At 39.1% G+C, this 16,832-nt stretch carries 8 protein-coding genes; all 8 read left to right on the top strand.

The annotated features are described in order from the left end of the window. The first annotated feature begins 72 nt into the window (after positions 1-72). Entirely contained in the window at positions 73-861 is a 789-nt protein-coding gene (dapF, locus tag ACH11B_RS05745; protein ID WP_377609990.1) for a diaminopimelate epimerase, read from the top strand. A 770-nt stretch (positions 862-1,631) separates the two neighbouring features. Next, the gene (locus ACH11B_RS05740) at positions 1,632-4,901 is read left to right on the top strand and encodes a SusC/RagA family TonB-linked outer membrane protein (protein WP_130854767.1); all 3,270 of its coding nucleotides are present in this window, start codon (positions 1,632-1,634) and stop codon (positions 4,899-4,901) included. 21 nt (positions 4,902-4,922) lie between these two features. After that, positions 4,923-6,350, top strand: a complete 1,428-nt coding sequence (locus ACH11B_RS05735) for a SusD/RagB family nutrient-binding outer membrane lipoprotein (RefSeq protein WP_289554255.1) — start codon at positions 4,923-4,925, stop codon at positions 6,348-6,350. A gap of 482 nt (positions 6,351-6,832) precedes the next feature. Beyond that, positions 6,833-10,135: a SusC/RagA family TonB-linked outer membrane protein gene (locus ACH11B_RS05730; RefSeq protein WP_377609988.1), complete on the top strand. Its 3,303-nt coding sequence runs from the start codon at positions 6,833-6,835 to the stop codon at positions 10,133-10,135. Between the two features lie 11 nt (positions 10,136-10,146). After that, entirely contained in the window at positions 10,147-11,616 is a 1,470-nt protein-coding gene (locus tag ACH11B_RS05725) for a SusD/RagB family nutrient-binding outer membrane lipoprotein (RefSeq protein WP_377609986.1), read from the top strand. Positions 11,617-11,807: 191 nt separating this feature from the next. Further along, positions 11,808-13,235 (top strand): hypothetical protein, encoded by a 1,428-nt coding sequence (locus ACH11B_RS05720; RefSeq protein WP_377609984.1) that lies wholly within the window; start codon positions 11,808-11,810, stop codon positions 13,233-13,235. Positions 13,236-14,120: 885 nt separating this feature from the next. Next, positions 14,121-14,267 (top strand): hypothetical protein, encoded by a 147-nt coding sequence (locus ACH11B_RS05715; protein WP_377609982.1) that lies wholly within the window; start codon positions 14,121-14,123, stop codon positions 14,265-14,267. A 636-nt stretch (positions 14,268-14,903) separates the two neighbouring features. Then, positions 14,904-16,208: a hypothetical protein gene (locus tag ACH11B_RS05710; protein ID WP_377609980.1), complete on the top strand. Its 1,305-nt coding sequence runs from the start codon at positions 14,904-14,906 to the stop codon at positions 16,206-16,208. The last annotated feature ends 624 nt before the right edge of the window (positions 16,209-16,832 follow it).

The raw sequence follows: 16,832 nt of genomic DNA, 5'->3' as shown, positions 1-16,832 counted from the left end.
AAAAATCATGTTGAAATATACCTGCTTTTTCCCTAAGTTTGATGCGTTAAAGAGATATAAAAATCATCGAACGTGAAATTTTTTAAATATCAGGGAGCCGGGAACGATTTCGTTTTAATCGATAATAGGGATCAGCAATTTGATACAAAGGACACTGCCCTAGTGGCACAGCTTTGTGATCGGCGTTTTGGTATTGGTGCTGACGGACTTATGCTTCTCCAGCAGCGGGCCGGGTATGATTTTGAGATGGTGTATTATAATGCTGACGGCAACCCTAGTAGCATGTGTGGCAATGGAGGGCGTTGCATTGTGTCTTTTGCAAAACATTTGGGCATTATTGAAAAGTCAACCCGATTTTTGGCGGTAGACGGGGAGCATGAAGCCACTATAAATGATACGGCCGACTGGGTTAGTTTGAAAATGATAGACGTTGAGCATATTGAAAAAGATGGCGATGACTTTGTCTTAAATACCGGATCACCACATTATGTAAAAGAAGTGGTGGATTTAAAAAATCTCGATGTGTTTGCTGCAGGCCGGACGATTCGATATAACGCCACCTATAAGCAGGCAGGTATTAACGTGAATTTTGTAGAGGCCGTAAATGATGGGTATCAAGTACGCACCTATGAGCGAGGCGTTGAAGATGAAACGCTGGCTTGCGGAACCGGTGTAACGGCTGTAGCGCTCGCTATGGCTTGGCATCATAACCGCTTAGGGACATATAGTACCCCAATCAAAGCCATGGGAGGCGACCTCAATATTCGTTTCACTTATTTAGGAAATGGGGTTTTTAAGGACATTTATCTGGAAGGCCCTGCTAAACTGGTTTTTGAGGGTTTATATCCCGGTAATTCTTAGTCAATTTTCAATTTCTTTGAACAAATAGCCCACCTATTTGTTCCATCGTTAAGAACCAATTATAACGCGTATAGAAATATTGGATAGGTAAGAAGGACATAGGTACGCTGCAACATTGCTAAGTTGCTAATTTAACGAGTCGTATAAGGGAGCAAAAAAGAATCTCACTCTTCCGGAGATTGCGCCGTTTTATATGATAATAACTTATTTTAAAGATTCTATTGTGTGTTTTAAGGTTCTTTAAGGCATAGATTGCTATTTTTTTTAATTTTTTATAATACAAAAATTTTATCCGATGCTTTTTGTAAAAAAAACATAGCTTTTGTTTAAAAAATAGATGATAGATTTTTCATTTTTTTCTTTACTTTTTATTTTATTGATATTTAAAATACAATAAATGTGTATAAAAATGCTTTTTATGTATATTTTATTTTGTGTTTTTGTAACAATTTTTCATTTTTCTTGGATACGAATGTTATTTGAATAATATTTGTTGGAAATTTTTATTCTTTATTGTGTTTTTTACTGAAATCTATCTTTTGTAATGAATAGTTTTTGTGTTTTTGGAATTTTTTATGAAAGTTAGCGCCGTAATTGTGTATTTGAGAAAGGAATTTGTTTTCAGTAGAGCTGCTCAGCGTCGAAAATTTGTTTTAGTAATAAAGCCAGCCGAATAAAGCTGTTGATATTGCTGAAATTGTCTTACATGTTGCTTACGAGGAAGGTAAGCACTATTATATCCAATAATCATTAACCATTCAAACAAACACATGAAACAGAAACTACTCAGTTTCTTTCTTGTTAGCTTGGCTTTATTAGGAAGCCTTTATGCGCAAGAAAGAACGATTCGAGGAAAGGTCACTGCAAAGGACAGTGGCGAACCGCTGCCGGGCGTGTCCGTGATGGCGGTCGGTACATCATCAGGCTCAACAACTAATGAAGAGGGAATTTACTCCATTTCGGTTCCCGCAAATGCGAAAGCATTAATCTTCTCCTACATTGGTTTTGAGAAAGAAACGGTATCTATTGGTAACCAAACAGTGATAGACGTTGAATTATCACAGGATGCCCAGGCATTAAGTGAGGTCGTAGTGACAGCGCTAGGTATTGAACGTAAAAGAAACGAGCTGGGTTATGCCGCTCAGGAAGTGAGAAGCGAAGATATTACCCGCACAAGAGACAATAACTTCACAAATGCGCTTTCCGGAAAGGTGGCAGGTTTGGATATTAAGCAATCCGGTACAATGGGGGGCTCAACAAACGTAGTCATGCGGGGGTATAAGTCATTAACCGGGAATAATCAGGCTTTATTCGTTATTGATGGAGTTCCTGTCAGTAACGTCAACACCAATACTGATTTGCAAGAAGATGCCGATGCCCAGAATCAAGGACGTGGAGGCTACGACTACGGTAACGCCGCTGCTGACATCAATCCCGATGATATTGAGTCCATCAACGTGTTGAAGGGAGCGGCTGCTTCCGCATTATATGGATCTCGCGCATCCAATGGGGTGATTATGATTACCACCAAAAAGGGAAAGAAAAATAGTACCAATATTACGATCAATAGTGGTCTAACTATTGGTAAAATAGATAAAAGCACCTTTGCCAAGTATCAGAAAGAGTACGGAGCGGGATATGTTAACCAGTATAGCGAAGAAGGCTATGCCTCTCCCGATGGAAATTTCTGGTATGAAACCGTATTCGGTAATTCCGGACCGGCTTTGGTAGTACCCTTTACAGAAGATGCCTCTTATGGTGCAGCTTTCGATCCAAATTTGTTGGTATATCAATGGGATGCCTTTGATGAAACCTCGCCAAACTATGGCAAGGCAACTCCTTGGGTAGGTGCGCAAAATGATCCATCTAAATTCTATAAAACCGGTTTAAACTCCATGCAAAGCATCAGTATTGATGGAGGTGGTGATGTAACTACATATAAAGTAGGTTATACCCGAAACGATGAGACCGGTGTTTTGCCTAACAGTAAGATTACCAAGAACATGTTTAATCTTTCCGGATCCCATCAAATTAATGATAAATTAACGGTTAGTGCTACTGCCAATTTTTCTAGAGTAGATGCAATTGGCCGATATGGAACGGGTTATGATGGAAGAAATCCGAATCAGGGTTTCCGTCAGTGGTGGCAGACGAATGTCGATATTAGAGAATTGGAAAGAGCTTACGAGCGAGAGGGAAGAAATGTTACCTGGAATTGGTCGGATATCGACGCGACTGGACCTATTTACTCCAACAATCCTTACTGGGAGCGTTACAAAAACTACCAGAACGACAGTCGTAACCGTTATTTCGGAAGTGCCGTCGTAAACTGGAAGCCTCTGGAATGGATGGATGTAATGGGCCGTGTTACTTTTGATGGATCGAATGAGTTCCAGGAAGAACGCCTGGCAATCGGTGGTGCAGAAGTGCCGGAATACCAACGTTACGATCGTACCTATAGTGAGGCCAATTACGATTTGATGCTTAATTTCCATAAAGATCTGGCAGAAGATTTGACATTTACGGGTTTATTGGGAAGTAACTTGAGAAGAAATTATTTATCGGCTATTCGGGCACAAACGAATGGGGGCTTAGCTTATGAGGGCATTTATTCCCTTTCCAACTCCATTTTCCCGATAGAACCGCCCAAAGAACGGTATGAAAGAATCGGAGTAGACGGTATTTTTGCCAATGCCAACTTCGGTTACAAAGAAACTTATTTTATAGAAGGGTCTATCCGTCGCGATCAGTCAACTACACTTCCAACGGATAACAATGTGTATTGGTACCCCTCTGTTGCCGGTAGTTTCTTGTTTTCAAATTTATTAAAGGATTCCAACTGGCTAGATTACGGTAAATTACGGGTTAATTATGCGGAGGTTGGAAACGACGCATCGGCTTTAAGTTTGTATAATACCTACACCATTAATACACCTTTTAATGGAATTCCTATGGCTTCTATTGCTGAGGAGCTACGTAATTCAAATCTGAAACCGGAACGTACCAAAAGTTTTGAGGTAGGTTTGGAGATGAATTTCTGGGATTCAAGAGTCGGCTTTGATGCCAGTTATTATCGCTCAACCTCCTTTGACCAGATTATGGCCGTAACCGTTTCCTCAGCCACCGGATATGATCGGCGTTGGGTGAATGCGGGTTCTTTACGAAACCAAGGTTTCGAACTGAGTGCTTTTGTAATCCCGGTGCGGACCAACGATTTTTCTTGGACTCTGAATCTGAATTTCGCACGTAACCGCAATAAGATGATCGAGTTGTACGAAGGGAATAACAATTTACAGCTTGGTACCTTCCAAGGTGGTATAACCTTAAATGCCACTTTAGATCAACCCTTTGGTACTTTAAGAGGGGTTGATTATCTATATCTTGATGGACATCATGGTGACCCCGACTATCGCATAGTTGGCGAAGATGGTTACTATCTTACTTCCAGTCCGGATCAAGTGCTAGGCAATATTAATCCCGACTGGTTGGGCGGTATTCAAAACAACTTTAAGTATAAGGATTTTTCATTGTCCTTCTTAATCGATATTAAAAAAGGCGGTAGTTTATTCTCATTGGATCAATATTACGGAATGTCGACCGGGATCTATCCCGAAACGGCTGGATTGAACGATTTAGGCAATCCAAAGCGTTTACCAATCAGTCAGGGAGGTGGCGTTGTGTTGCCAGGGGTTAATCCCGACGGCTCTCCCAACGCAACCCGCGTAGAAGCCTATGACAATTCTGTAACACCTTATGGTTATGCCAATAATCCGCAAGCGGGATTTATTTACGACGCGGGATATATTAAACTTAGAGAAGTTTCGCTTACCTATAGCTTACCTAATAGGTGGCTGGCCAATACCAATTTCTTCAAAGGGATTGACTTTTCTTTAGTGGGCAGAAACCTTTGGTTAATTCATAGTAATGTACCTTATGCAGATCCCGAAGGGGGCTTAAGCTCCGGTAACTTACAGGGTATTCAAAGTGGGGTGTACCCTGCTGTTCGGAATTTTGGATTTAATGTTCGAATGAGGTTCTAATAATATTAAGATCGTATACAGATGAAAAGAATATTCTTATATATTGCGCCCCTAGTTTTGTTAGCTTCGTGCGCAAAAAACCTGGACGACTATAATGTCGATCAGAAAAATCCTGCAGAAGTTTCGCAGGCGCCACTCTTCAGTAATGCACTGAAAGAACTTACGGATGATGTAACTTCTCCGAGCGTTAATATCAATGTGTTTCGGTTTTGGATTCAGCAATGGACTGCCACGACATACCAAGACGAGCCTCGATATAACTTTGTTACCCGAAATATTCCTGAAAATTTTTGGGAGCCGCTTTATCAAGAAGTTTTACATGATCTAAAGCAAGCAAAGACTTATGCAACCGAGGATACGGAAATTGAAGACGTTCAACGGAATAATCAAATAGCTGCTATTGAAATTACTTCTGTTTATGCCTGGACGGTGCTCGTCAATACATGGGGAGATGTACCTTATACAGAGGCTCTTTCCGATATCGGCCAACCAAAATACGATGATGCAGCCACGATTTACGGCGATTTACTGAATAGATTGGATGCGGCGATAGCCATGATAGACCCGAGTGGAGAAGGTTTTGGCAGTGCAGATTTATTGTATGGTGGTGACATGGCCGCTTGGCTGAAGTTTGCGCATAGCTTAAAACTAAAAATGGCCATAACTCTTGCTGATGTAGACGAGCTCAGGGCACGTGAAATCATCACAGCTTCAGCAGCAGCTGCTTTTACGAGCAATGCAGACAATGCCGCCTTTGCCTATGTTTCGGCCTCGCCTAATAATAATCCGGTTTCCAATAATTTGAATTCTCAGTTTACTTCGCGGCAAGATTACGTAGCTGGAGGACCGTTTGTTAATGTATTGAATAGCTTGGAAGATCCAAGGCGCCCATTCTTCTTTACTACCGTTAATGGTGAATATGTTGGTGGAGGAATTGGGTCCAGTAATCAATATTCAACGAACTCCAAGCCAAGTGATAAAGTAATTGCCCCTGATTTCGAAGCACTGCTACTCGATTATTCAGAAGTAGAGTTCATTTTAGCGGAAGCTGCTGCCCGATGGGGCATCGGAGGCACACCAAGCGAGCATTATAACAAAGCGATTGAAGCATCTATCACCTATTGGGGTGGAGACGACCGCGATGTAGCGAACTATTTAGCGCAGCCAGCGGTTGCTTATGCTAGCGCTTCGGGTGATTGGAAAGAAAAGATTGGCGTTCAAAAGTGGTTAGCTTTATATAACCGAGGTTATGATGCCTGGGTAGAATGGAAAAGGCTTGATTACCCTCAGCTGGAGCCTGCGTTCCGGGCGGTGGACCCGGGCATTATACCTAACCGACTCACTTATCCGGTGAGCGAACGTACACTGAATGGTACCAACGTAGACGCTGCGGCCTCAAAATTAGGAGGAGATGATGTGGTTCATAAAGTTTTCTGGGATGTGAATTAAGCGGATCACTCTTTATTGAGATGGAAAGTTGCAAGGCCTCCCGCAAGGGAGGCTTTTTATTGCCGTCTAGACAAAATCATTTATTTATATGATGTATCAATGTTTGTTACATAGGACTCTTTAAACGCAGTTGAAAAGCATGTTTACACAGCTATTTTGTAACTTTTTTTAATTTTTTTTGAAAATTTTAAAATAGAATGAATATTTGCACTTGAATTTAACATTTTTTAACATCTAACTAACATTAAAATTTTTTAGCTAAAAGCGGAAAAAGGAAAATCTCCTGTGCAAATTTACATACATAGAAAGATCGTTGAAAATAAAAAAAAAGAAGTACTTACTATAGAGGAAATGGATACCCAGACGAGGGCATATGTACTTATTATTAAACCTGGTGAATAAGCTTTCTATTCATCAATCTCCTCTCTTTTACCTTATTACTTATAATACCCTTTATAATATATTAACTTAAAATCAAACACATGAAACAAAAACTACTAAGTTTTTTTCTAGCGTCATTTCTGCTCTTGGGGGCAGCCTACGCGCAGGAAAGAACAATTAGAGGGAAGGTGACTTCTCAAGATGGGGAGCCGCTTCCAGGAGTTTCCGTTGTGGTCTCGGGAACTACAGTTGGGACACAAACGAATCAAGACGGAAATTTTAGCTTGAACGCACCAAGTTCAGCCACTTCTATTACGGTTTCTTATATTGGTTTTGCAAGCCAAGTAATTAATCTTACTGCGTCTAATGAATATAATATTTCGTTAGCTCAAGATGAGGCACAATTAAGTGAGGTTGTTGTTACCGCCTTAGGTATCAAAAGAGAGCGTAAAGCATTAGGCTATGCAACCCAAGAAGTGAAGGGAACAGATCTTACTGTAAACACTAATCAAAACGTATTAAACAATCTTTCTGGTAGAGTCTCCGGTGCTCAAATAACAAGCGCAAGTGGTGCAGTTGGTTCTAGTACTAGAATTGTCTTGAGAGGAAACAATTCTTTTGGCAATAATCAACCTTTATTTGTTATTGACGGGGTGCCAATTGATAACAGCGCCTCCACCGTAGCTACAGGAACTACAACAATTACGTCAAGCGCGGTAGACTTTGGTAGCGGTATTCAAGATTTAGATCCGAACAATATCGAATCGATGAACGTATTAAAAGGCGCCAATGCAGCTGCCCTTTATGGTTCGCGGGCAGCTAACGGCGTTATTGTTATCACAACCAAAAAAGGAGCCGGTGAAAAAGGAATTGGTGTTACTTATTCCGGTGGAATTTCCTTTGAAAAGCCCTATATTTTACCTAAATACCAAAATAAATACGGGCAAGGACAAAACGGTAGCGAGTATTATTACAAGTTAGATGGCAGCCCAGGAAATTATAACGATTGGGCAATAGAAAACGGCTATAGTTATGTTAACGGTGCTGGAGCAGGTGTTAACGATGGCTATGACGAGAGCTGGGGGCCGAGATTGGATGCTGGGTTAATGATTCCTCAGTTTAATAGCCCTCTTGATGAAAATGGTAACCGAATTCCAACACCTTGGATATCACATCCAAACAACGTGAGAGATTTCTTTAGAACGGGGCTAACATTAGATAATAACGTGGCTTTTACTTCTACATCTGAAAAAGGAAGTACTAGGTTTTCCTACACTAATCAAACTCAAAAGGGAACTATACCAAACACTGATCAAAAAAGGAATACAATTCAAGTTGCTACAACACAAAATCTGACAGACAAGTTGGTAGCAGAGGCTTTGGTAAACTATGTTCGTATTGACAATGATAATCTAATCGGACAAGGATACAATTCATTTAACCCCATGAATAGCTTAGGTAGCTGGTTCGGCCGTCAAGTGGATTTAGATGCCTTAAAAGCAAATCAAAATGGGGATTTAGATACAGGTGCTCCCTACAACTGGATCAGTGTTTATCATGATAATCCGTTCGCAAGTGTAAATTCGATTTTTAATCAACCACGTGTTAAAGACCGCGTATTCGGTTATGCTTCTATAGCTTACAAATTCCACCCTTGGTTTAATGCTCAATTTAGGGTAGGTAATGATGTCTCTTGGGAAAATCGGCAAGAACGCGTTTCCGAACGTCAAATTGATATGTACCGTAGTGGTGGTAATGGTAGCTTTAGACAGACCGAATTATATCGTAGTGAGTTAAATGCGGATCTTTTATTAACTGGATCTGGAAATCTAAACGATGATTTTAGCTTAAGTTATACCGCAGGAGCTAACCTAAGAGATAATAAATACAAGTATACGATTGTTTATGCTCCTGACCTAACTGTTCCGGGAATATACAACATAGGAAACGTAAACGGAAATCCGCAGGCCGTAAATAGATTAGAGCACTTGCGATCCAATTCCCTTTTCGGACAGGCGTCTATTGGTTACAAAAGTTGGTTATACTTGGACGTTACTGCACGTAATGACTGGAGCAGCACATTACCAAGTGACAACTGGTCTTATTTTTATCCCTCAGCTAGTTTAAGCTGGATTTTCACAGATGCACTCGGACTAAGTGATTCATTCTTAAACTACGGAAAGCTAAGGGGAAGTTGGGCCCAAGTTGGTAATGCTACGAATCCCTATCAAACGCTGTCTACTTATCTAGCTGTCACACCGTCTTTTGGAGGAATTCCTCAATATCGGATAGATCCACAATTGCCACCGCTCGAACTAAAACCTGAGAAAGTAAACAGTACGGAAATAGGTTTAGAGTTAGGAGCGTTTAATAGTCGTCTACGTTTTGATGCAACATACTACAACAAAATTACGACTAATCAGATCATGGCGATTGATCTTCCTAAATTTGGAGGCGCGAGTACTTTGTTAATCAACGCAGGAGAAATTCAAAATAAAGGTCTTGAGCTACAATTAGGTGGTACGCTGATTAAAAAAGATAATTTCTCTTGGGATATGAATATTAACTGGGCTTATAACAGAAATAAGGTGAACGAACTTTATACCGATCCTGTTACAGGTAACGAGTTACTTTCTTATCCTATATCTAATGCATGGGGCGTTAATGTGCAGGCTGTTCCTGGTGAGGCATTTGGTGTAATTAGAGGTTCCAAATATAGAAGAACCGCCGATGGTGCTCTTGTCGTTAATCCTGAGACATTCGATGAAGATGGTAACAGGGATCCAAGTAGTGGTTTACTTCAGTTCGATACGCAACAACCAATTGGTAATATTACACCAGATTGGGTCGGTGGTATTTCAAATAGCTTTAGTTACAAAAACTTTAATCTAAGTTTTCTTGTTGATTTCAGAAAAGGAGGAGACTTCTTCAGCGTTACAGATATGTTTGGCGCTTATACAGGTGTCTTAGAGTATACTGCAGAGGGAGATTTACGGGAAAATGGGGTAGTGATTGGGCAGAACGTGCTTTCGGATTTCCGAGTAGTCACTCCTGATGGCCAACCCAATAACATCGTTGTTTCAGCTGATGACTTTTTTGCAAATACCGCTTATAATGGAGGTGGTACTGAGTTTTCTATCATAGATGGAAGCTTCATCAAATTGAGAAATATTAACTTGTCTTACAGCTTGCCAAAAAGCTTCACAAGCAGATATTCTTGGCTCAAGGGTGCAAGCGTTTCGATATTCGCCAATAATGTTGCTCTATTATACACACACAAAAGCAATAGAGCCCATATCGATCCGGAAACTGGTTTTGGAGCGACAAACGAAGGCCTTGGATTGGAGACTTACCAAATTCCGCCAAATAGGAGTATTGGTTTGAAGTTAAATGTTGCATTTTAAGCTAATGGATAATGAAAAAGATAATAAAATATAGTTTTGGTGTCGGTATTCTTGCTTTAGTTGCGACATCATGTACAAAAAACTTTGAGGAGATAAATACAAACCCTAATAGTCCGACAGAAGCACCGCTTACAAACCTCTTGGCATTCAGTACAAGAGATCATGCTGCCAGTTTTTTCGACGCATGGGGAGATATGAACGAACCATCTACTTACGCGGCCCATTTGGGAAAAATTCAGTATATTGATGAAGCTCGTTATATATTCAGACCTAACTCGGTAGAAAATATATGGACATATGCTTCCCGAGATCTGAAAAACTTGCAAATTGTTATAGAAGATGCTAGTGAACAGGGGGCGACAAATATGCAAGCTGCGGCGTTAACCGTACAATCGATGATTTGGCAAGCGACAACGGACAGATGGAGGGATGTACCTTTCACCGATGCTCTTAAAGCCGACGAAGGATCTATCACCCCAAAATATTCGACTCAAGAGGAAATTTATCCTGAATTGCTGAACAGATTGAAAATTGCCGCTGAATTATTTAATCAAAATGGTTCGGACGAGCTTGGTAATGGCGATTTAATATATGGAGGTGATATTGACAGCTGGAAGCGCTTTGCAAACTCTTTGCGCTTAAGAGTCGCTACTCGCATCTCAAATGTAAATCCGGAGCTAGCAAGAGCTCATATTGAGGAGATCTTAACCAATCCTTCTGTATATCCTGTAATTGAAACCAATGATCAAAACGCTTTATTAATGTGGCCAGGAGAACTTCCGTATTTAGAGCCTTGGGCGGACGATCAGTTCAACCCGTCGTCTGCTCGCGACGATCATGCGGTAAGTGATGTTTTGGTTAATCAATTGAAATCTTTGTCAGATCCAAGGCTTTCAGTGTATGCGAAACCGGCAACGGCTGACAACGAATATCGTGGAGCAGCCATTGGCCCTAACGCGTTAACTCCTGCCGCCTTGAATATGTATTCGCGCATTGGTGCAAGATTTAGAGATAACCGTTCTGGTTTTACCCCGTTTTTAAGAGCATCTGAAGTTAAATTTCTTATTGCTGAAGCTGCATTTAAAGGATGGAGTGCGGGCGTCAGCGCTCAGCAGGCATATAATGACGGCGTACGTTTGTCCCTAGAAGAAAATGGTGTAAGTGCAACTAATATAGCTGCCTATCTTGCTGGTGGAGGTGCATGGAAAAATAATTTGAATGATATATATCTTCAGAAGTGGATTGCCCTTTTCAAAAATGGAAACGAAGCTTGGGCGGAAACTAGAAGAACAGATGTACCATTGTTGCCGCCTGCTTCTGGGACACCATACAGCGGACATAATAGGCCTCCATTCAGATACCCTTATCCAAACTCGGAAATCAACTTAAATGGACCTAATAGCTCGGAATTTGTGTCCAGTGTTGTTGATAATTTTTGGGGTAAAAAAATGTGGTGGGATACAAGGGAAGGTGTAAATTAACTGCCTGCAACATAATTCATGGAAATTGGTCGCCATATACGTTGGCGGCCAATTTTTTTATACACTCTCCATTAAATAAAATAATACGAAGGATGTTTTAATTGGAGTAAAGCTTTATGTAATTTGATTAATTGAAAAAAAATGTTAAATTAGCATCCACAGTGTTCTGTTTAATAATACCTGTTCCTATTATGATTCGATTAAATACGATATTCTTCAAAATATTTTTTCTTCTTGTTGCGCTTTCTTTTATGATCTCTTGCAACAAAGATAACATCAAAACGGCTGATCAAGAAGAAGATCTAATCGTTGTGTCGTCACCTGAGAAAGTTGGTCAGTATAGTATCATTGACCAAGGCTCTGCGGTTTTGCAACCCACTAAAGTGGGCAGGCAATCTTTATTGGACTGGGAGCATATTAAATACATGCCTACATCTGTTGGTAAGGGGCCTATTCTCGCTCCTTGGTTTAGCTTGTCACAAGATTATGATAGTAACTACATGCTCGACTTTAAAAAAAGAGACGGATGGGAATTGCTATATAATACTTTTTCAACGGAATACGAAAATCCTTTAGACTTTTTTATACTATATAATAAATATCGTGGTATAATAAGAATGTATAAATATATCGACAATACTGATATTAGTCAAATTAAAGATCTCAATGTCTTGTATAATACAATTAAGATGCATTCAGGACGGGGGCATACCCTTATTTTTTCCGATCAACTTATTGTTGATCTCAATAAACAATCTAACAGCGTTAGTATTATTGAACCGAAAGAGGTTAAGAACAATAGTTGGTATATTTCTGAGTTTGAAGTAGCTTATGATCCTAATGTAAGCGATTCTCAGATGTTAAATTTTGTAATGGGATTTGGAAAAACAATGCAAAGTACTATTGGGAGACACGATTTTTCAGGAAGTCTGCCTTTAAGATTTAACATACAAAATCAAAGTTTTCCATATGTGGGCGGAGCAGGCGAATTATACCAAATTAACTTGAGGTCAGCTAAGGAGTTGCAGGATGCAAAAAATATTATACCAGAATTTTCTATAGATAGCAACATTCTTGACACTAATGATTCCAAAGAAATCGATCTTTTTAATGCTGTCATTGCGGACAAAAAAATGTCTCAAATGATTAAGGTAGCCACGACTGCTTCTGTTAATAATTTAGTGAATAACGCATTGATCACGACTCCAGTAGTCGGATGTCCTGGGTTTGATTGGAGTAATGGTGTTGGGGAGTTCCCAATTTTTAATGAGCCATTAGGTGTTTTTTACTTGAATAAGATGCCCGAGGTATTTTTTACAAAAACTAGCGGAGAGCTTGCTTATAAGTACCAATTAAACGAAGGCTCATTAGAATATCTTTTTAATCCGTTTGTGAGCAAGTATGCAACGATAGAAAATATAGAACAGGAAATGCTTGCTGTAGAGGATGGAGTTGAGAACGCTTTGATAAGTTCAAAAGTCTATAAAGGGAGACAACTAAGCTCCAATAAAGCCCTGGACGTAGTCGGCGTTAGAGTATCTTTCGATTTGGTACCGAGTAATGGAAGCAGCAAAGTTCATATAATAAAAACTTTTAAGGCTAATATAGTGGACAAATAGGCTTTTTTTTGAGATTTATAGAAATCATGAAAAGGTTGCCGTCAGCGTTTTTGTGTTTTCAGGCAACTCTTGTCAAAGGGAAATTAATCATGGATAAGTTTAAACAAATGTAGAGATCTTAAAGGAACAACCATTGTGTTTTTGCCGCACTGACTTTAATCTGGCTATCCGTAAAATTGAACAACATAATCGTAATAAAGCTTGCTCTTTCGAAACTTAAATAGTAATACCGGTAGAGTAGATCGGATAGTTGCAGTCGCTCTGAGATTGTTTCTCTTGTTTTATTTAGGATTGCGGATATGAAAATAAACGGAGCTATCAAGGTATAGGTTTCCAGTGCCTATCCTCAATAGGACCCTACGGAACAGGATAGTGATGGTACAAATGGGTTTAGCGCTCATCGTGGTTTTTCAGAACACTGCAAACAATGGAGAGATTAAATTCTATCGTTCCGCTCATGATATACTGTAAACTACCATTATTAAAATTCATTTAGCTATCGAATCGGCTCATTTTGCCGGTAGAAGGCTGCGTTTTATTAGTAAAATAGGTTATTTCGATTGCACTATGCCGTGTTGGGGTGCCGTAATACGACACAGTGCCATCAAGGTTCGGCATCGTGCTCTTTGATTGATACGTTTTACTATCAAAGATTTGTGTTTTGCTAGTCAAATAAGCCGTCTCGCTGTCAGTTTAATTCGCTTCGCTTATAAAGGACACTATTTTGCTAATTAAATGTGAAGTTTAGTAGCGGTTTTCTTTGTGTTCAGGGAGGCGAAGCAAAGAAAAGTAGGAGCTCATTGAAAACATAATAAATCGAATAGCTTTTGACGCTGTTAAAATAGTGTAATTAGCAGTTATTGAATTAACCTTCATCCAATATTTGTGGTAAATAGGAAAGCGATAAAGGAAGTAAGGCGTGAGAAGCGAAGCCTTATTTTTATACTGGATCCATCTTGTGAGATCGCAGAAGAGAAGACTAATCGGGAAAAGAAAAAGGAGTTGGAAGATTGGTTAGAAGGAAAAGATTAATCTTCTATACGAAATAATATAGTTAACTCTTGTTACAATTCTTATCTAATTTTAATTTTAGATGATGACTAAACATTGATGATTTGTAATTCTATGTGCTTTTTTAAATAAGTCTATATGATTGAATTTTTTTTCGGATTTTCTTTTTAAAAGTCTATCTTGCAAAGAAGCTAGGCTATCCCATAGGTTGGCTTGCGGCCTTATTCTGGGGGTACTCTAAGATAATTGCTTTATCCTTGTGTTGTTTCTTTTAGAAAAGATAAGTTTAGGATTATTAAATAAACAAAATATGAAAAAACCTATTTCCAGCTAACATTCTTATTTCTAGCTTGCGTTGCTTTTGTTTTGTTTCAAGGTCTGCAAGTATCAATGCCGAAGTGGCTTAGTTATGGTTAAATACAGTTGATGTCCAGCTCTTTAATCAATCGCTGCTATAGAGAGCATAATAGTCGGAGCTTATACTATTAGATGAACTACTTTGCTGTCGTATTTAAATTATGTGTCTTATGACTATGAAAATGACAGGTGTAAAACAAAGACACTCAAGAGATAGGTAAAGTGTGATTTTAGTGCCTTTTTGAATAACTTTATTTCGCTGATACTAATTGGAACTTTGGATATTTAATATTTTATGTTATGTTTGATAAAATTAAAATTATGAAAAGATGTTTACCAATAATTCTAGTCTTTACGTTTGTGTTTTCATGTTCTAAGAAAGACTCGTTTGAGAAAGATAGAGACTCGAAACAAGACAGGTCTATTACCTTTGATCAGGCGATGAGCATGATAAAAAGCGGAACAAATGCTGCAACTTCGAGTGTTATTCTAGCAGTTACTCCAAATAAAAAATCAACTAATATAAATTTTTCCGACTTTACTGGATATTCATCCTGTTCTATGCCTGAAAAAACGGTAAACGGAATCACTTTTAAAGCTTTTCAAGGTAGTTCTTTTGCGGGAGATGCCCTGAGTCTTGGTGCGGCACACGCCTATTCTGATGCACTACCAGGGAGTTACGGAAGCGGTATGGGGATCAGGTATCCCTTTAAACAAGGCTCAGTATATACGATAAAAACCTATTTGACTGGGGGTGATGATATATTTTATGGCAATATGACAACAAGACGCTATCCCACATTGCAGGCTAGATTGACAAACAATCCTGTTATGTCGACTTTATGCACGAGTGTCGCCTCAATTAACATAACTGGCACATCAGAGCCTACTCAGATTTTTCCTGCCATTGAAAAAGATGCAATTAAGGCTGTTTCTATACAACTTACGGCGGATAAATGTTATGATTACCTTTGGCTAAATGTAATTCCCAATACTTCTGGAAGATCTTTATCAACAGCAAAACTAAATGGGAATATGGTTATAGAAGAACAAAATCAATTTGCAGTTGTAGGACCGGAATCTTTGACCGTTAATCAGGTTGCCACATATTCTGTTGAAGCCTTTTCTTTGCCAATTAACTCAAATTTTACATGGTCTGTTTCCGGCGATTTTCAAATAGTTGGTAGCAACGTGGGACCTTCTGTAGCGATAAAAACAACAGGCTTAGGGGGCGGGGAAATTTCTATAAGTCTTAACGGATGTAATAAAATCGTTTCGAAAGTTTATACCTCACCAATTGTTAATGAAGTTCGGTTGGAGGGGCCTTCATTTCTGTATGAACTTGGAAATTTTTCAACGTTTCAAATTGTAAAAACTGGCTCGTCAGTTAATAGAGTTATTTCGCAGGTCACTTGGACGCCACCTCCTGGCTGCTTTATTCAGGTTACATCAAATACAACAGCTGACATTAGAGCTGGTCAACCGTCACAATCTGATTACTTGATCGTTTCATTTCTAATGGATGGAGTTCCAATCACGTTAAAGAAACCTATAACAATCCAAATATTAAGCCCTAACCCTGGAGATCCAGGTACAACGACTTAGTAAGAATAATTTGTTTAGATCTAGGCGAAATATAAACAAAAGAAGAACTGGTTACATATACAATTTATCTCCTTTTTAGGAAGGGGCCGACTAAAAAGGAAATAAATTTGTCTCCTCATTCCTCGAAGAATTGTGAAGACCTGATTGTCGGTCCTCATGCGGACAACCATCTTAACTATATTTTATCGGCGTTAATTTTCTTATCGACGGCTACAACTGTCTGAAATAGCAAGTAAATGTAACTACTTCCTAAAGCTAATTCGCTCTAATTTGTTATTCGCAAAAGATGTTCTAGCATTTCAATTTGCAACTTATTTGACTATTTTGCGGTACATAGCGTAAAGTCTAGCAAAGATAGGGTATTTAGTAAATATCGGTTTGCTTGACAATTGTATTTTTACTTTACACTCTTTCGCCGATAGGTGGAGAGATTCTTCTATATAGCATTTTAATTTGTTACAATTCTCATGAAATTTTAATAAGCAATCATTGGATTATTTGTATTCGTGAGTATGAGGATTTTCAATACTTTAATTACCTTGCTTGTTACAATCGCGTTTTTAAGGAAGCTAGTAAAAAAGGCGCTACAAGCTTTTTTGCTGAAATTTTATCCTACATTTATGA

It is taken from the genome of Olivibacter sp. EAT-5, assembly GCF_044784325.1.
GTDB classification, from domain to species: domain Bacteria; phylum Bacteroidota; class Bacteroidia; order Sphingobacteriales; family Sphingobacteriaceae; genus Olivibacter; species Olivibacter oleidegradans.
This window is presented reverse-complemented; position numbering and strand designations above follow the sequence as displayed.